Source organism: Oxynema aestuarii AP17 (assembly GCF_012295525.1).
Classification (GTDB): domain Bacteria; phylum Cyanobacteriota; class Cyanobacteriia; order Cyanobacteriales; family Laspinemataceae; genus Oxynema; species Oxynema aestuarii.
In genome coordinates, this window is sequence record NZ_CP051167.1 from 119925 (window position 1) to 138607 (window position 18683).

Here is an 18683-nt window from a genome sequence, read left to right on the forward strand (position 1 = left end):
CCCTAACGAAGGTTCATTGGTACGGGACGCGGTTGGCGGGGAAAGGGTAACACTCCGACGCGAATGCGCGATCGCCCCTCGCTTAAGACCCGCGAGAATGTACTGACGATCGCGCCCAAATTCTCCAGCCAATCCGGGGCGAGGGGATCGATGAGAATCACTTCCCCTCCTATTTCATTGGCGATCGTTTCCGCAGCTTTGGTGCTAAACTGAGGCTGGGCAAAAATAACCTGTATATCCTCCTGTTTCGCCCGTGCGATTAACTGTGCCATCTCCGCCGCACTCGGTTCGGTACCGCCAATCTCGATGGGAATCATCTCTAAATCGTATTCCCGGGCGAAGTAACCCCACGCGGGATGGAAAACCATGAATTTCGGCTGCTGCAAATTGGCAAGGGAGGTACGAATTTCGGCATCGAGTCCCCCAATGTCGGCGATAAACCGTTCTAGATTTTGTCGATATTCTGCTTGTCGCGGCGGGTCGAGTTCTACCAAGGTATCGTAAATTGTCTGTGCCTGGATCTTGACTAATGCGGGTGAGAGCCATACGTGCGGATCCGGATTGGCATCCTGTTGATGACCCCCGGATCCGTGGTGCGAATGGGCGCTCATCGGCATCCGCTCGATATCTTGTGTGGTATCTACCAACCGCATCTGCGGGTTAGCCGCCTGGATTTTGTCCATCCAGGCATTTTCAAAGGGGACGCGGATGCGAAAGTACGCCTCTGCCTCGCTCAACGCCCGCAACTGAGAGGGTTTTGGCTCGTAGGTTGCTGGCGAAGCCCCCGGTTCCACCAAGACATTCACCCTCACGTTTTCGCCGCCAACCCTCTGGACAAAGTATTTCTGCGGCAAAATGCTGACGGCGATGTCTAATGGATCCGTTTGCGCTCTCAATTCCGATTTTGGATTCGGTTGGCATCCCTCCAGGGGCGCCACCGCAAAACACAGCACGGCGATCGCAAGCCGACAGGGTTTCATCCTCCTCCTACTCGCCAGCTTAGGGGCAACTGAGTTTTGTAGGCGCGGGGACTGAGTTTCGCGCTCTCCACTCCTCCGTCGGAACGCATGGATCCAAAATAATCGCTGGATTTTCATCGGAAATTTTGATTGACTTTACTTTGATAATGATTATCATACTTGAAAGACGAGTCGTTGGCGATGCCTACCAAAAAAAAGGCGATCGCCGATGGGTTCCCGCCTTGTTAGATCCAAACCCGATGGGCTTGGGGGATAACCTTGTAGTGTGAGGAAATTAGATGGTATTTTGGGTGTTCTGGCAAAAATCAAGGAGAACCGCGATCGCCACGGGGACGATCGTGGCAACTTTGTTCCTCTCGACTCCGGTACCCGGATCGGCACACTCGGGGTCTTCCCCGGATCGCGATCCGAGGGGGTCAGCGAGACCCTCGAACCTCCTTCACCTGTCCCAGCAAACCCCCTCCCCCCTGCAACAGGTGAACTCGGTGTCGGATCTCAGTGACGTTCGACCCACAGACTGGGCGTTTGCAGCTTTACAGTCCCTTGCCCAACGGTACAATTGCTTGTTAGCCTATCCCGACAACCGCTATCAGGGCGATCGTTCCCTGACCCGCTATGAATTTGCGGCGGGATTGAATCTCTGTCTCAATCGGATCGCTGAATCGATTGGCAACAGTGGCGCCGATTTAGAAGGAGAAGATTTATCCCGCATTCGGCGATTGCAAGCCGAATTTTCCTCAGAATTAGCGACATTACGAGGTCGCGTCGATGCTTTAGAAATCCGCACGGATTCTTTGGCCGCCAATCAGTTTTCCGCCACTACCCAATTGGTCGGCGAAGCTAGCTTTTTTCTAAGCGGCGCACTGGGGGACGAAAAAGCCAATGATTCGGGAGAATCAGTGCAGGAAAATACGACGTTGGATTATCGGTCTCGGTTGATTTTTAATACCAGTTTTACCGGGAAAGATCTGTTGAAAACGTTTTTGGTTTCTGCCAATTCAGCCAGACTGGGTGGAGAGGTGACCGGAACGAATATGACTCGGTTGGCTTTTGATGTAAATACGAATGGCTCGGTTATTTTAGGGAAGACGTTTTATCGGTTTCCCGTGGGGGATAACTGGCGGGTGAATGTGGATGCAGTTGGTGGGGGATTTAATGCAAATGTGCCGACGTTTAATGAGTTTTTTACGCCGGAAATTACTGGAGCGCTTTCTCGATTTGGTCGCTTCAATCCGATTTATCGCCAAGGGTTGGGCGGGTCGGGTTTGACCCTGACTTATTCACCGAATTCGGCGATTTCTTTATCTTTGGGATATCTCGCCCCGGATGCCAGCGAACCGACTGGGGGAAATGGCCTATTTGACGGTCGCTTTGCGGCACTCGGACAGGTGGCGTTTAAACCGAGCGATCGCTTCAGAGTGGGGGTGACTTACGTGCGTTCCTACGCCCCCGGGTCGCAGGTGGCGGTCTCTGGGGCGATCGGCAGCCAACTGGCAAATCGGCCATTCGGTGAAACGGCAACTTCTGCAGACCATTTCGGCGTGCAAACTTCTGTGGGGATTGGTTCTCACTTGATTCTCGGCGGATGGGCGGGTTTGACCCTGGCTCGCGCTGAAGATGAAGGGGTTGGGGTTCGCCAGGGGGATGATGCAACGATTTTTAATTGGGCGGTGACCTTAGCTGCTCCCAATTTGGACGATCGCGGTTCGCGTGCGGGCATCGTCCTCGGACAGCCGCCAAAGGTGACGGATAATGACGGTGGGGAGTCGGATGAGGATACTTCGTTTCATTTCGAGGGGTTTTATCGGTATCAGATCGCTCCGGGAATCGCGATCGAACCGGGTTTTTTGGCGATCGTCAATCCGGAACACGATGCAGATAACGATGCAATTTGGATCGGCAATCTGCGAACGATTTTTCTGTTTTAACGGGATTTTGCGGGTTTGATGGACGATCTTCATGGTCGGGAGGGTTTTTACTACAAGACTTCCGCACCACCTTCACGGGTAGGGTGCGCAACTTGTTTGCCACCCTACAGCTTGTCTGCTATTTTTAAGAATAATTATTTTTTGTATTAAAAAGGAATAATTAAGTTGTTTGACATTTAAGTTGCATATACACAAGACAAAAATAAATCTGAACTCCGTCAACAATTCCCCGCTCGTTATCCGTGCCAGAAAAAAGCTTGACTTGATGATATTTATGGTGCCAAGCGTCAGCTTGGGTCGAGACTAAAGCTCAGCCAGCCGGAGACAAAAGTAAAGGTGTCTAGAGCCGGGTAATTATTTTGCGGGAGGTCGCCGAGATATTTCTTGACAATTTTGGGAAACTTCGATCGATCTATTACTCTTATATATTTATAATTTAGACGGCCAAGAAATCATAAATGTTTCTGGCGTGTTTTTATTTTTCTCCTATCATTCAACACTTCTGGGAAAGGCGATCGCCTTTTAACATCATTAAAATAAATATGTATATAAAAGGTATTTGCGATAATTGTATATTTGAGCCTAAAGTCAATTATAAATAAGATTATTTTGTGGAATTTAAAACCCATCTACAAAATAAATACTTTTAAGAATATCATTAACTTAGTGAACTTGTTGTTTCCCGGATGTTGAGTGGCGGGACTTGGGGGTAATGAGAGGTTCTGTATTGTTCAATGTGTTTTCGATCGCCCTAAACTTGCAAGTTTCTGATTTTAACATTATCAAAACAACGATCGCCGTCGCTTTTAAACCTTCTGAATGCCCAACCATGGCAATATAGTATAAAATCATGTAAAATAATATTCACCCGTCGATCCGTAAATTTATGCGACTTATTCATACAGCAGATTGGCATTTAGGACGCAGACTGAAAGGAATCGATCGCACGCCAGAAGTCGCGGGAGCATTACAACAAATTCTCGTAGCGGCAAAAGAATTAGAGGTCGATGCGGTTTTGATTGCGGGAGATATTTTCGACATTCCCAATCCCCCAGCTTATGCAGAAAGAGTGGCTTACGAGTTTTTTTGCGGGCTGCAAGAAGCGGGAATTCCTGCGGTGGCGATCGCCGGAAATCACGATAGCGCCACCCGCATCGACGGTTTAGCCAATTTACTCTCTTTGGCGGGAGTGCGTGCTTTGGGAAAACCGCGACCGTCCGAAGATGGAGGGGCAATTATTCTCAATACCAAAAGTGGTAAACTCTGCGTCGGCGCGCTGCCGTTTGCTTCGGAACGGCGAATGCTAGATGCATCCAGTTTGTGGATGGAAGATGAAGAAGTCCAAAATGCGAGTTATCGCTCGGCGATCGCCGCTCTTTTTAAAGATTTAACGAGTTGGTTTGCGCCCGATCGCGTTAATATTCTCATGGGACACTTGGCGATAGAAGGAGCAAAACTGGCCGAATCCGAAGTGATGTATTACAGTCAAGATAAATACGCCCTCGGCGAGCAAACATTGCCCGAGCAAGCGCAATATATCGCCCTCGGACATATTCATATTCACCAACAAGTTCGCGCCAGTGCGCCGACTTATTACTCCGGATCTTTGATTCAAATTGATTTCGGCGAGGCGGAACAAGAAAAAGGCTTTTGTTTGATTGAAGTCGAACCGGGAGGGGAGGCAAAAGTTGAATTCAAACCCGTTTTATGTCAAAGACCGTTAAAACAATTGTTTTGTGATTTAGACAATTTAGAGGAAACCTTAGAAGCGAATCGCTACCATCCCGGTTTTCTCAAAGTTATTGTCAATTTAGACAGTCCGGTGATGGGATTGGGCGATCGCGTGCGCCAGATTTGCCCGCAAACCCTGCAAATCGTACCGAATTATCCCGAAAAACGCTATTTCCGACGGTCTAGACCGCGCGATCGCGATCGCTTCGATCCGATCGCCGAATTCGAGAACTATTACCGCGACACCCACGGGAGAACTGCCCCGGCGGCGGTGGTGGGAGAGTTCGAGAACCTCTATCGCAATTTACGGGAAAAGGGGGTCGGCAATTAGTTCGGGGCGATCGCCACTCGCCAAATCACCTGACTCAAGGGCAATCCTGGGGTATAGTCTACTACGGGATCGGCAGTTTGCCACCATTGGCGCGACCGTCCGATGTTCAATCATTGTGGTGTGAGGTTTTAGCGTGAGAGTAAACCTGATAGCGACGGCGGCGATCGTTGCCATCTTGTCGTTTCCCCATCCATTAATTGCTGGAAACCCGCAAGATTTTAGAACTTTAATCGAAACGAGTTCCTGTCCGGGTTGCGATCTGAGTGGGGCGACCCTCAACGATCTAAATTTACAATCCATTAATTTAGAACGGGCGAATTTACGCCGGGCGAATTTCAGCCGTTCTAAACTGGGGGCGGCGAATTTAAAAGATGCGATGTTAGAAAGTGCTTCGTTTAATTCTGCGGATCTCAATCAAGCGAATTTAAGCGGGGCAATTCTCAATAGTGCTTTTTTGGATAATGCGATTTTATCCAATGCGAATTTAAGAGGAACGGAATTAAGAAGTGCTTCTTTACAGCGAGTCTTTTTAGATGATGCGGATTTATCCGGCGCTAAATTAACGCGAGCTACCCTGACGAGTGCATTGATGACTAATGCGATTTTACAAAATGCAACGTTGGGAAATGCAAATTTAAGTAATGCGAATTTACGTAATGCCAACTTAAGTGGCGCGACCCTCGCTCATGCCAATCTTAGAGATACAGATTTAAGGGGAGCTAATTTAAGTCACGCAGATTTTACGAATACCATTTTAACGGGCGCCGATTTAAGCGGAGCCAATTTAACGGGAGCTAATATTTTTTCGACGTATTTAGGAGATGTTAATTTGTGCGGGGCGACGATGCCGAATGGGATCGTTTGGGAGCGCGGTTGTCCGGTGGAAGAGAATCCGGTAGAAGAGAATACAGGTGAATAAAATCATACAGAATAACGGGGAGATAACGGGGACGATCGCCTGTGGAATGCAAGGAGGTTCGGTAGGATGGGGAAAAAAAGGAGCGAACGATGAAATTTATGGAAACTTCATTGATAAAAGACATCGATCGTATAGTATTAAAACCGAGCCAAACAAGCGAAAAGTCTGTCTAATCTATGAGCGCACCTTTTCCTAAACTATCTTCATGGTTCCGCATGAATGCTGCCGTCGAATTTCTGGCAGTTTTATTGTGGGGCGTTCTGCTTGTCAAGTATTGGGTAACGGGGGAATTGAATATTTTAATTCACCCGAATTATTTCGCCCTGACCGTCATCGGTGGGGTGGTGTTGCTGGTGTTGGCGGGTTGGAAAGTTTGGGAATGGATCGCCTGGGGGCGATCGCGCTGGGGACGCACCAGTGGGAATAACGGAGCGGCGGCGTCTGGAAATGAGCAGCTCCAACATATCAGCTTGTTTCCGCCGGGGTGGAGTGCGGCGATTTTGCTGACGGCGGCGATTATGGGGTTGATCTTCGAGCCGCGTGTTTTCAGCAGCGACAAAGCGCTCAATCGAGGGATCGAAGATTTCATGCCGATTACGCAAGTGAAGGCGCAGGCATTTGGCAAAGCGACTTCGCCGGAAGATCGATCGCTGGTGGATTGGGTGCGAACCTTGAGCGTGTATCCGGAACCGGACGCTTATAGCGGTCAACCCGTGAAAGTGACGGGTTTTGTGATTCACCCGCCGGAATTAGGGGAAGAATATTTGTTATTGGCGCGTTATATCATCACCTGTTGTGCGGCGGATGCCTATCCGATCGGACTTCCGGTAAAGTTGCCGAAAAACCGCTCGGCGTATCCGTCGGATAGCTGGCTGGAGGTTCGAGGGAAGATGATCACGGAAACCTTTGACGATCGCCGCCAGTTGACCATTGAAGCCGAGGCGATCGCGCAGATCGAACAGCCAAAAAATCCTTACGAATATTAGTAGAACAGCGAGGCGATCGCCTCCAGGGATTCGACCGTTGGCTCGGAGATTGCGACCGATTGGTTCGGTTCTACGAATCTATAAAATTTCCAGATTCCGATAGGCTGGTACTAACTTTAAAGGCATTCATTTTGGGGAACACTCTCAATTAAGGGTGCAGACCGAACCTGTATTGCTCGTCAAAGAGTTGACCGTCGCCAAAGCCTTGGAGGAGATGGATTTTGATGTACAACTGGCCATTACCGACCCTCAGTGAAATATTAGGGATGAGTGAAGCCGAGCGCGACCGTCTACGATCGCCGTCGGATCCATTTGCCCGGGAGAGGGAAGGCTGGGGCGAGGATGACAGCGTATGGGTAGCAAGGGACTCTGAAGAGAATCGCCCCGAGGGAGTTAAAGCGGAGGGACAATGGCGGGCGGCGATCGCGGCCCTGAGCGAATTACTGGGGCGCAAAGCCGACCGCGAAGGGGATCGATCCGAGGGGCGATCGCCTCGGGGAATCGTTTTATGCGGTCCGCTTCCAGTCCTCGAAGATCGGCGCGTGTTGGCGGATTACGAAACCTGGACATTTTCCGGGGAACCGTTCCCAGGGGTGGCGTGGTTACCGTCCCAACTGTTACCGACGGGGAGCGGCGAAGCCAATGGTACGGGCGTCGGTCGGTCTGCACGATCCGTACTGCCGTTATTGGCGGGGGATCCGTTAGCCCGAGAGCAGTTTTGTTTGGTGTTGACCTCGCGCTGGAGTGCGATCGTGGTCGAGGGAGCGGGAGGGAGCGAACGCCCGTTTCAATTTTCCTTCGATCCCGAGGCGATCGCCCTGGGATGGCAGGTCTTGCGATCGCGGGTTCTCCTGAGCGGGCGCCCGGAAATCGCCCGGGAACTCGATCGCGCCTTCGCCCGCTTTACCCCGGTGGCTCCCGATTACAAACTGGTGACGACCTTCAGCCAACTCCTCCTCGATAACTTGTACGATCGGCCTTCGGAGCAGATCGAGACCGTGGCAGTTTACGAGGGCGAACGTCCTTCTAAGACCATTCGGCACCCGGGCGGCGCGAAATTGGTTCCGGTAGGCTCGCGGATGTTGGCATCGGCGATGCTCCAAAGGAGCCGCTACGCGATCGCCCAGTGGTCCGACGGGACGAACGCCCGCAGCGACGGGGGCGCGGAGTTCGAGGGCAACGCGATCTCCCGTCCGACGCACAAATCGAATCGCAATGGAACGGCGGCGAAAGTGGCGACCCCGGCGAGTGCAGACGACAGCGAACGCCCGGGGAGTGGGACTGAGACTGAGGCCGCCGATCTCGAATTACTCCAGGCGATCGCCCACGAAGTGCGCACCCCCTTAGCGACGATCCGCACCTTGACCCGCTTGCTGCTCAAACGCAGTGAGAATTTCGACGACCGGGCGATCGCGCGCTTGCAGGCGATCGATCGCGAATGCACCGAACAAATCGATCGCTTTGAGTTCATTTTCCGGGCCGTCGAACTGGAAACCTCCAATAGCGGGCGCTCTCCGGTTCACCTGACTTCCACTTCCCTCGATCTCGTACTCGACAGTTGCATTCCGCGCTGGCAAAAACAAGCGAGCCGTCGCAACCTCACCCTCGATGTCGTCGTCCCGCAAAAAATGCCCCCGGTCGTCAGCGACCCCAACCTGTTAGAACGAGTGTTAACTGGGGCGATCGAAAACTTTACCTGTACCCTGCCTGCCGGGAACCACGTGAGAGTTGAAGTCACCCTCGCCGGACATCAACTCAAAGTACAGTTGGAGTGCGAGCCGAACCCGGACGCCCAGACTCAACCGTGGTCGATGCCCTTTAGCTCGCGACCGACCCTAAAATCGATCGGCCAGTTGCTGATGTTTCAACCGGAAACAGGCAACCTCAGCCTCAATCTCAACGTGACGAAAAATCTGTTTCAAGTCCTCGGCGGCAAGCTGATCGTGCGTCACCGTCCCCAACAAGGGGAGGTGATCGCCATGTTCTTACCCTTGGAACTGGGGTAAAGTATACAAAAAGTACAAAAAGTTGTATAAAACATCGCGCCGGGAGGTTGGCGGCATCGGCAATTTACGGGGAGGGCGAACGCCCGGGGTTGTGCGCCACAGGCAACAGCACCTTGAAACTCGACCCTTTCCCCACTTGAGCGCGCACGGAAATCGAACCGCCGAAGTGCAGTAATAACTGTTCGACTAACGTTAATCCCAATCCAGCACTGTTGGGATATTCCTCGATCGCCTGACGGCCCCGGTAAAACGGCTCGAAAATTTTCTGAACCTCTTGCGGGGGAATCCCGATTCCGGTATCGCGGACTTCCAGTTGGATGTAATCCCCTTGTTGTTTGGCGATCGCCCACACCTCGCCCCCACTGGGCGTAAATTTAATACTGTTGTGCAGTAACTCGATCGCGATCCGTTTGAGCCACTCGCCGACACAAGCCACCGGAGGCAGTCCGTTCGGAATCGTGTAGGCGACCATCACCCCTTTTTCTTGGGCTAAGGGTTGGTAGGTACTGACAATCGGCGGAATCCAATCGGCGAGACGCAACGGTTCGCGCTTCGGATGCACGTGACTTTCGAGCTGCACCCATTCTAAAAGACCGTCGATCAGCGACGTTTGGCGATCGCACGATTCTTGCAGCAACAGGCGATAACGCTGACTTTGGGCGACCTTTAACTTGCGCGAATTGAGCAAGGTCAGCGCCGTTTTCATATTCGTCAACGGCGTTCGCAACTCCTGACCCAAATTGTGCAGGAGTTCGTTTTTTAATTGAAGACTTTGGTGCAGTTCTTGATTTTCCTGTTGCAACGCCTGCACGGAAATCGTATTAAAACATTCCTGACGCCAGAGTTCCTCTTGACATTGAATCTGTTTGCTGGTCAGTTGTCCCAACAAGGTTAAATCGGGAATCGGCGTTACCAGTTCCCCAAAGCGCTTATCCCATTTCTCTTTCAAGGCATTGCACGCCATTTGAGCCGAATTCACCTCCTGTCCCTCGCTGCTGGATGACTCATTTTCTGAGGGGTCGGACTCTCGGTCTGAAAGCGGAATGCACTGCATCTCAGTTAGGGCGTCTTTCAAACCGTCGAGAACCCGTTGAATCGTTTCGCCATCGAAACAATGGATGCCTAACAGAGGTAATTGGGGATCTAAAGGCGGGGATTCTCGGTCTCGCAACCGCGAATACGCTAACGAGGGATGCTGGTAGGCCAAAATGAGTACGTGCAGTTTCGGCGACAGCACGATTAAAAAAAATTCTCGACTGAGCGCACTCCCGACGGGTAACTCGATTTGACACAGAGGCGAGAGGTGTTTTTCGGGAATGAGGATGGTTCCTTCGTCGCCAATGAGGGAGGTTTCGTTAAGTTGGTCTTGAATGTGGCGGTGATGCCACTGGACGAGGGGGTCTTCAGACCCAGGGGCGCCAGCTCCCGGGCGATCGCCTAGCCTCTGTGCAGGAGGATCGCCGATCGCCTCGTTTTGGCACAGATAAATCGGTTCGCAACTATCGACCCATTCTCGATAGCGGGCGATCGCCGTTTGCCACTCGCACCACGACGGCAGTTTGACCCACAAGGTCGCCGCAATTTTCTGCTCGACGAGTAAATCGAGGGTGGCACTCACTAGGGCTTTGAAGGTGAGCGGGCTGATTTGTAGCGGTTGAGGAGGAGCGATCGCACCCAAAGCGCAATCGTACAGGGAAACCTCCCGAGGATCTGATGGATTCATAAATGAGGAGCTAAGGAAAACAGAAGATGCCGCCATGAACGCCCCACGACGTTGACCGGAACCGATCGCGCCATGCCTGACAATCGTGCGATCGAGAATTTGGCGAATTCATCCTGAAGGGGGATGGCAAATCGAAATCGGTTCTCTACTTGTTTGGGGTGAATCCAGTGTAACAAGATCGTGAAAGGATCGAATTTTCCCAGGGAGGAACGGCAATCGGTTTGAGCGACGGTCCGATCTTTAGCCAGTGGACAACCCACGCCGAACCCGACGGGTCCGGCGTGGGAAAAGATAACTGAAAGTTTTCAGATTTTCAGATTTTCAGAAATTTTCACAATTGCATTTGGCAGAAGCGATCGCTACTAGTCAGCCGGGGTCGAGGATGTGGAAATCGCTGCTTCCGCCACTTGATTCAAACCGACTTGTTCGAGCAAGGATTGGCGTCGGGCGGCGATCGCCTGATTCTCGGGATCGGCTCGGTACGCTTCGGAAATCGCGGCGAGGGCATCATACCACAAGCCCGCTTTCGCATACACTTCGGCGCGATCGCCCGCGCTCATCTGTGGGGTGACCTCTGTTTCCACCGCCTCGGTACGGTCCGCCCGTTGGATCCATGCTTGAGCGAAAATATCGCTCGATCTACGATTTTCGTTGCAAATTACCGTAACGGACCACCGATATTTTTTACCCGCTTCTAATTGAGGTAACTCTTCCGGTAAGGTCACGCTGCCGACCCCTGCTTTCACGTCGTCTAAGGTTTTCGTCAACAGAGGTTGAGCCACTCCCGGCTCGACCAAACTAAATTCTACCGCCACTTCCGGCGCTTCGGACAGGTGCCAGGAAAAGGTCGGATGTCCCGAAGCCGTCAGTCCGGTGTGGTCGTCGGGAACCAGCAAGGTGAGCGACAGGGGTGCCGCCTCGGTCACCGCTTCGTTGCAGCCTCTCGAACCCGTACCCCGCGAGGCTTTCGGCGCATCTAAATCTTGGGGCGGCGAATAGCTCAGGTTCGTTTCCAGGGCGATCGCTGCTGGAGTCAATCCCCCCAGGTTGGACCCATTCCAATGGGCACCCGTCATTTGCAGCAGAACGACCGAAGCCGTTCCGGAGAGAAGTGTTGCGAGTTTGCGGGACTTGAGGATCATAAAACCAGGCTCCAAATCTTGATTCTCTTAATCGTGGCTAACTATCCGATATTGTTTTTTCAATGCACCAGTATCTTAGCGGCGATCTTTCCTGTAATAGACGGGGGCGGACAGTTTTTCTATTTTCGCGAACTGTCTACTACTCGATCTGTATTTCCGTTTTTACAATTATACCGATCGCTGCTGCAATCATCCGACAAGAAAGGACTAATTTTACTGACTTTTTTGTAAAGTTTTCTTGAATTTTTATCGCCTTCGTCAAAAATGCTCGGACTCAGGACTCACTTGAGTGCGAGAGTATCGACCAATAAAAGCTCAAAACTCAAAGTAAACCAATACGCCAAAAACCAAATCATGGCCACGACCAAAGTCATCTGCGATCGTGACCTTTGACCCTAGGCAAAACCCAAGGGTTCTAACTACAGTAAATATATACTGCTTTCCAGACACACTTATCCCGCGAGGTAATCGGCGTGACTTCAACTGCAACCGATCTCAAAACTCTACTCGAACCCCTAATTACCCCTTGGATAACCCGTAAAAACGATCTTAACTTAGCGATCGGTGTGGTTCGAGGCGAACGGCGTCAAATCGCCGCTTGGGGTACCTTACAGCCGTCTGGAAAAACAACCGATGACAAAACCTTGTTTGAAATTGGCTCAGTGACCAAAGTTTTTACAACAACTCTGTTAGCGATGTTGGTCGAACAAGGAAAGTTAGCTTTAGAAACCCCCGTGAATCAATTGGGTACGGCTTATCAAAAATTACCGGATACAGTCACTTTAGAAAGCTTAGCAACCCATACGTCCGGGTTGCCCCGATTGCCCTCAAACTTAGCTAAATCCGTCCGTCAAGATCCCAATAATCCTTATAACGCTTACAGCATTGAGGATTTGTACGAATACTTGCAAACCTGGGACAATCAACCGGGGAAAACTACAGGAAAAATCAGTTATTCTAACTTGGGGGTGGGACTGTTAGGACATATTCTCAGCGAACAACTGGGACAATCTTATGAAGAGGCGATCGCGCAGTATATTTGTAATCCTTTGAACTTATCGGATACTTGCATTACTTTAAATGCGGAACGACAACAGCGATTTGCCCTCGGCTACAACGAAGATGGAAAACCCGTCAAACCTTGGGATTTACCCACTTTAGCAGGAGCCGGAGCCTTGCGTTCCACCGCGACGGATTTACTAACCTTTGTCGCCGCAAATTGGCAATCCCCATCCTTCGCAACCCTCAAAACTCGTGAATTACGTTATCGAGAATTTGCCCCCAATTCCGGTTTATACGGCGTTATCGAAAAAGTGGGAAATTGGGTACAAAAATGGCGGGGTCAACCTTTAGTCCAGCGAGAAACCAGGGGAATTGGCTTGGGATGGATGGTGGAATATTTACCCATGCGCGATCGCGAGGTTTGTACTCATACAGGCGGAACTGCCGGACATCGGGCATTTTGCGGATTTATCGCGGAAACTCAGACGGGGGTCGTCGTTCTGTCAAATTATGGGGATGATTTCGCCAGCCTATTCGGACGATATGCCATTGATAAAGTGGGGTTAAAAATCTTAGAAATGCTGGAAATCTAAAAGTATTTCTCTCCTTGTCAAGAAAGATCGAACAATGTTTTATAAGTCCATAAATTGAGGTGATTAATCCTCATAATTTTAGCATATTGCTCTTTTATGAAACAGGATTTACCCCCTGTTTTACAAAAGTCTTAGCCAATCGAAATGAAATTTAGAAACATCGCCAAGCAGAAAAGAAATAAACCGCAAAAATAAAAATCTCCTCTTTTCGTTTACCGCTTGCGATCGCCGAATCGATCTCGAATTGGGCTTGACATTTCCCCATGAAAAAGAGGGTTGTCGTTGGCGAGATAAAATAAAAAAAGCCGTCGTCAACCTGAAAATTTTTCAAAAACGACGCATTTTAACCGATCGCGACTGAGAGAAAGTTATGCAAACAGGGTATCGTTCTCCCCGCCGCCCGATCCGCCGTATCGTCCGTGGGATTGGGGTGGGATTGTGCGGGGTGATGCTGACTTGTGTAGGGATAGCGGAGGGCGAACCCGGGCGGAGTGCGGAGCCGATCCCGGCAGCACCAACGCAATTATACCGGGCGATCGCGCCGTGGAGCGGACGGTTAATTTTGCCGGAACCCTCCGTGAGAAGGGACGATGGGGGAGTCTATCTCGAAGTCGAAAATGCTCCCGAGACCTACCGCCACTTAATCGGCGAGCGGGTGTGGCTCACTTGGCATCCCGAATCGATCCACCAGGGGTGGTTAGAACGGGCGACCGTCGATCTTGAATTCGACCAAACGACCCGTGAAAGTATGGAAAAAGGGAACGTACACCCGACCCGTTTAAATGGACGATCGCGGGTCAGTCCCTTAGAATCCTTGGCGGGAGGGCGATCGCGAGATAACGTCCGGGTCGAACTCGACGTGAGAAATGTAGAACGGCAAGGGGAAGAATGGGTCTTGCAAATTGGGGACGAACCGATCCAAATTGCGGGAATCGATCGAGCCCTGATTCAGTTTATCGAACCCGTGGGCGATCGCCGCTATCGGGTGCGACATTACGATCCGAGTGACGGACGCTTCGACGCCGCCCTCGAAACGATCGCCCTTCCCGACGCCGGAACCGTGATTCCCGGACAGGGAGTCGAGCAAAGTTCCATCGAGCAGATCGAGCGATCGCCCCTCAACGCCGAAGGGTGGTATATTTACGGACGCCGGGACGATTCCGGGACCTTTAACGTCGAAGCGCTGCAACCTGCAGCCCTATACGAACTCGATCCGAGTCAAATGGCGATCGGACGCGCCGCCACCCGGGAGCATATTCTCGATCTTAAATGGGAGACGATTCCGATTCACGCGATCGAAACCACCTTATTAGACAACAACGGCGCCGCGTTCGCCGGATCGGTTCCGACGCCGAGTTCGATCGAACGGCGCACCCGAGAACTCTGGTCTTTGGGGGATGTCGCCCTCGTGTTGCATACCTTCGGGTGGCGCGGCGGCGAACGGGGAGACCCGCCGATTTTGGGCTTAGTCACCGGACATTTTGCCTTTGGATTCGCGGAAGTCGTGCGGGACGAATTCACCGGAAAGCTACGGTTTGACGTCGTTTACCGCCAAGTGTACGCCCACAATCGGGAAGGAATCGTCGCCGGGGCGATGGGTTCCGAACTCTATCTCGGCAGTTTGGAACGGGGGTGGATGTATACCCTGCCGATTTCCGACGTCATGGTGCGCCTTCCAGAGTTAACCGTCCCTTACCAAATGGGCGATCGCCGCTTCGACCCCCTCACCTTTATCAAACAAGAATTAGCGCTGATGGAAGCGCGCTATCGCACCGGACCGGGAAATGGTGCGTCCGTGGTCACTCCGGCAGTTTCTTGCGTCAAAGATGCCAATCAAGCCTTATATGGGGCGATCGTCCGCTTGCGCCGCGAAGTGTTGGAGGATCCCGAAGTACGAGAGTGGCTGCGATCGCATCCCGACCGTTACCACACCCGGCGCTTCCGACGACTGGAACGGTTACTCGCCGATTTAGAGCATTCGGTGTTGCTTCCCTTGGGATATATCCCCAAAAATTGGCAGCGCGACGAACGCGCGATCGCCGTTTATCGGGACGGTCCGGGGGTCGGCGATCCGGGATTACTCGAAGCGCTCAAATCCTGGAAAACCATGCTTCCACGGCGCGCAGAACGGGAATTATTGCAAGTTTTTGCCCGACATGGAGCGACGATGGTGGACGTTCAGTTTGCCGAGCTCGGGGGAGAGATTCCCGGAATCGAACCCCAACCCCCAACCACGATTTTTTAAGGTTATCTTTAAAAAAGATTGAAATCCTTCTCGGTAAAATGAGGCTTCGATCGCACCGATCGCGGGCGCGCAGTTCTTCAGTTGTCCGCCGCGATCGGGGGTGAAAACGGGGACGTTCTTAGCCTCGACGAGTAACAAATTACCTCGGACGATCGCCGGAGAAAAGGCTCAGTTAAAATAGCAGTTAGATTGGGGAAGTAGGCCGACCGTTCCCTTTAAATTTGTAACGGTTTTCCTCCAAAATGGCGATCGACCGAGAGCCTCAGAAATTTTACGGAGATTTTCGGCGACCGAGACTCACAAATCGAGTCATTCGATCGCCATCCGCCGTTCGTTTAGCGACGCCTCCGGCGTATCGCCCCTTAACCTCGGGTTGTCGGTTTAACTTCGATCGAAGAATATTTTTAGATTCAAAATAACCGAAAACGTAAATGAGTATTGAACCCCCAGAAAAAGCGCTCATCTTAATTGTCGATGACAGTGCGGCGAATTTAGGAATTCTCTCGGAATTTTTAGCCAATGATGGTTATCGCGTCCGTCTGGAGAAAGATGGTAAAAGTGCGATCGAGGCGATCGAAGTGCAAAAACCCGACCTCATTTTACTCGATGCGATCATGCCGGGAATGGATGGGTTTGAAACTTGCAAGTGGTTGCAAGCTTCTGCTGACTTTAAAGATATCCCGATTTTGTTTATGACGGCCCTTTCCGACCCGGCAGATAAAGTGAAAGCCTTCGATCTCGGGGCGGTCGATTATTTAACTAAACCGTTTCAGCAAGAAGAAGTGCTGGCGAGAATTCGGCTACATTTACGACTGCGATCGCTCACCCAGACCTTAAAAGAGCAAAATCAACAACTGCAAAAAGAAGTTGAAGACCGCATCGAAGCCGAAGCCGCCTTACAAGAACTCGCCCGTACCTTAGAACAACGAGTGCGCGATCGAACTCTGGAATTATCAAATTCTTTTGAAGAATTACAAAACGCCCAAACCCAACTGATTCAAACGGAAAAAATGGCGAGTATCGGCGAAATCGTGGCAGGAGTTGCCCACGAAATCAACAATCCGATTGGGTTTATTGCCGGAAATTTAAAGCATTTAGAAGAGGCGATCGGTGAAATTCTCGACCATTTACAACTTTATCAAAACCATTGCCCGCCCTCGAACGCAGAAATTAAAGAACACGAAGAACAAATCGACCTCAATTATTTAATTGAAGATATTCCCCACATGTTACACGCGATGAAATTGGGGGTCGATCGGATCGGCAATATTAGCATATCTTTACGAAATTTTTCCCGCGCCGACACTTCAAGTAAAGTGTTGGGAGATTTACTCGAAGGGATTGAAAGTACCTTGTTAATTCTCCAACATCGGTTGAAAGGCAATTCAAATCGCCCGTCGATTAAAATTATAAAAGAGTATAACGAATTACCGCCCATTCCCTGTTATCCAGCCCAACTCAATCAAGTATTTATGAATCTGTTAGCCAACGCGATCGATGCGTTGGAAGAAAAATATCAAACAGAGGACAAACAATTAAAGCTAAAAAGAGATAAAACACTAGAACCGCCGACCATTTGGATTGGGACCGAATCGATCGACGATCGCGGCGTGATTATTCGGATTGCGGATAACGGAGCGGGAATCGAACCGGAGATTTGCGATCGCCTTTTCGATCCGATGTTCACGACCAAACCGAGAGGAAAAGGAACCGGGTTGGGGCTGTCGATTTCGCGACAAATTGTCGAAGAACGGCACGGGGGTTCGCTCACCTGTCACAGTATTCCCGGGGAAGGCAGCGAATTCGCGATCGCCATCCCGATAGAGGATCTCGAATGAGGAAAATTCCCAACGGGCGATCGCGTGCTCTTTCCAAATGGTGAGGGTTCGTGTCACGATGTTGCCCGTGTCCTTTGCTGTCTGCGGTCGAATCCGATGGTCAATCCCGCTACCCGTGTCTGTATTGTTTTGGGAACTCGTCCCGAAGCGATTAAATTAGCTCCGGTCATTCAAGCGTTCCGGCGATCGCCCACCTTTGACGTTCGGGTGGTGTTAACGGGTCAGCATCGGGAAATGGTCGCCCAAGTGATGGACCTGTTCGACCTCAGCGCCGAGTGCGACTTGGCGATCATGCAACCCCGACAGACCCTGACCGACATTACCTGTCGCAGCTTGCAAGGGTTAGAGCGCTTTTTCGAGGCAGATCCCCCGGATCTCGTCATCGTCCAAGGGGATACCACCACCGCCTTCGCCGCCGCCTTAGCCGCCTTTTACCGTCAAATTCCCGTCGGTCACGTCGAGGCGGGATTGAGAACCAACCACCTGTTCGATCCCTATCCGGAAGAAGCCAATCGGCGCCTGATTTCCCAACTCGCTCAACTCCATTTTGCACCGACCGCGCGGGCCGTGGAAAACTTGCAAAGGTCCGGGGTGACTGGAACCATCCACCAGACTGGAAATACGGTGATCGATGCGTTGCTCTCCGTCGCCGATCGCCAGCCCCCGTGCGAGGTTCCGGGATTGGACTGGTCCGCCCATCGGGTGTTGTTGGCGACAGTCCACCGCCGCGAAAATTGGGGGGACCCGTTACGAGAAATCGCCCGAGGGTTTTTACAAATTTTAGAGCGCTTCCCGGATACGGCCCTGTTGCTGCCCCTCCACCGCAATCCGACGGTACGCGAACCGCTACAAGGGTTATTGGGCGAGCATCCGAGGGCGTTTCTGGTCGAACCGTTAGATTATGCCGAGTTAGTCGGGGCGATCGCGCGCTGTTACTTGTTATTGACCGATTCGGGCGGCTTGCAAGAAGAAGCCCCCGCCTTGGGAAAACCCGTTTTAGTGTTGCGCGAGACGACGGAACGACCGGAGGCGATCGAAGCGGGAACGGCGAAGCTGGTGGGAACGAACGGCGATCGCGTCGCCACCGAAGCCGCCACCTTGCTCGACCGCCGCGACGCTTACGAAACGATGGCGATGGCGGTCAATCCCTTCGGCGACGGTCGCGCCTCCGAACGGATTTTAAAGATTGTCGGCGATTATTTTCGGAGTGCGTCGGATGTGATCGGCGGAACCGACGCGGATAAATAGACCGATCCAGT

Annotated in this window: 12 protein-coding genes; 9 read left to right on the forward strand and 3 right to left on the reverse strand. The window is 51.6% G+C overall.

What is annotated here, in order from left to right:
• Nucleotides 1-2 precede the first annotated feature (2 nt).
• A complete protein-coding gene (locus tag HCG48_RS00550) occupies nucleotides 3-980 on the reverse strand; it encodes a metal ABC transporter solute-binding protein, Zn/Mn family (protein WP_168567423.1) in 978 nt (325 codons plus the stop codon).
• A 278-nt stretch (nucleotides 981-1258) separates the two neighbouring features.
• On the opposite strand from HCG48_RS00550, the gene HCG48_RS00555 reads away from it, so the two are divergent.
• The 5 genes from HCG48_RS00555 (at nucleotide 1259) to HCG48_RS00575 (ending at nucleotide 8881) form a co-directional block, all read left to right on the forward strand.
• A complete protein-coding gene (locus tag HCG48_RS00555; RefSeq protein WP_168567424.1) occupies nucleotides 1259-2908 on the forward strand; it encodes an iron uptake porin in 1650 nt (549 codons plus the stop codon).
• A gap of 886 nt (nucleotides 2909-3794) precedes the next feature.
• Nucleotides 3795-4970, forward strand: coding sequence for a metallophosphoesterase family protein (locus tag HCG48_RS00560; protein ID WP_168567425.1), 1176 nt, complete (start codon nucleotides 3795-3797; stop codon nucleotides 4968-4970).
• Nucleotides 4971-5103: 133 nt separating this feature from the next.
• Nucleotides 5104-5889 carry a pentapeptide repeat-containing protein gene (locus HCG48_RS00565; protein ID WP_168567426.1) on the forward strand — a complete coding sequence of 262 codons (786 nt, stop codon included), beginning with the start codon at nucleotides 5104-5106 and terminating at the stop codon, nucleotides 5887-5889.
• 176 nt (nucleotides 5890-6065) lie between these two features.
• Entirely contained in the window at nucleotides 6066-6875 is an 810-nt protein-coding gene (locus HCG48_RS00570) for a TIGR03943 family putative permease subunit (protein ID WP_168567427.1), read from the forward strand.
• A 224-nt stretch (nucleotides 6876-7099) separates the two neighbouring features.
• Nucleotides 7100-8881, forward strand: coding sequence for a sensor histidine kinase (locus HCG48_RS00575; protein ID WP_168567428.1), 1782 nt, complete (start codon nucleotides 7100-7102; stop codon nucleotides 8879-8881).
• A 64-nt stretch (nucleotides 8882-8945) separates the two neighbouring features.
• On the opposite strand, the gene HCG48_RS00580 is transcribed toward HCG48_RS00575, so the two are convergent.
• Complete coding sequence (locus HCG48_RS00580) at nucleotides 8946-10604, reverse strand: ATP-binding protein (protein WP_168567429.1); 1659 nt, start codon at nucleotides 10602-10604, stop codon at nucleotides 8946-8948.
• Nucleotides 10605-10966: 362 nt separating this feature from the next.
• Nucleotides 10967-11746, reverse strand: coding sequence for a DUF928 domain-containing protein (locus HCG48_RS00585; protein WP_168567430.1), 780 nt, complete (start codon nucleotides 11744-11746; stop codon nucleotides 10967-10969).
• A 473-nt stretch (nucleotides 11747-12219) separates the two neighbouring features.
• Here HCG48_RS00585 and HCG48_RS00590 point away from each other — a divergent pair, with 473 nt between their 5' ends.
• From HCG48_RS00590 to wecB, 4 genes are all read left to right on the forward strand, one after another.
• On the forward strand, nucleotides 12220-13341 hold the full coding sequence (locus HCG48_RS00590) for a serine hydrolase domain-containing protein (protein WP_168567431.1): 1122 nt from the start codon (nucleotides 12220-12222) through the stop codon (nucleotides 13339-13341).
• Nucleotides 13342-13711: 370 nt separating this feature from the next.
• Complete coding sequence (locus HCG48_RS00595) at nucleotides 13712-15586, forward strand: hypothetical protein (RefSeq protein ID WP_246259790.1); 1875 nt, start codon at nucleotides 13712-13714, stop codon at nucleotides 15584-15586.
• Nucleotides 15587-16017: 431 nt separating this feature from the next.
• Nucleotides 16018-17424 carry a hybrid sensor histidine kinase/response regulator gene (locus HCG48_RS00600; protein WP_168567432.1) on the forward strand — a complete coding sequence of 469 codons (1407 nt, stop codon included), beginning with the start codon at nucleotides 16018-16020 and terminating at the stop codon, nucleotides 17422-17424.
• 96 nt (nucleotides 17425-17520) lie between these two features.
• Nucleotides 17521-18672, forward strand: a complete 1152-nt coding sequence (gene wecB / locus HCG48_RS00605; RefSeq protein ID WP_168567433.1) for a non-hydrolyzing UDP-N-acetylglucosamine 2-epimerase — start codon at nucleotides 17521-17523, stop codon at nucleotides 18670-18672.
• Nucleotides 18673-18683: the final 11 nt, after the last annotated feature.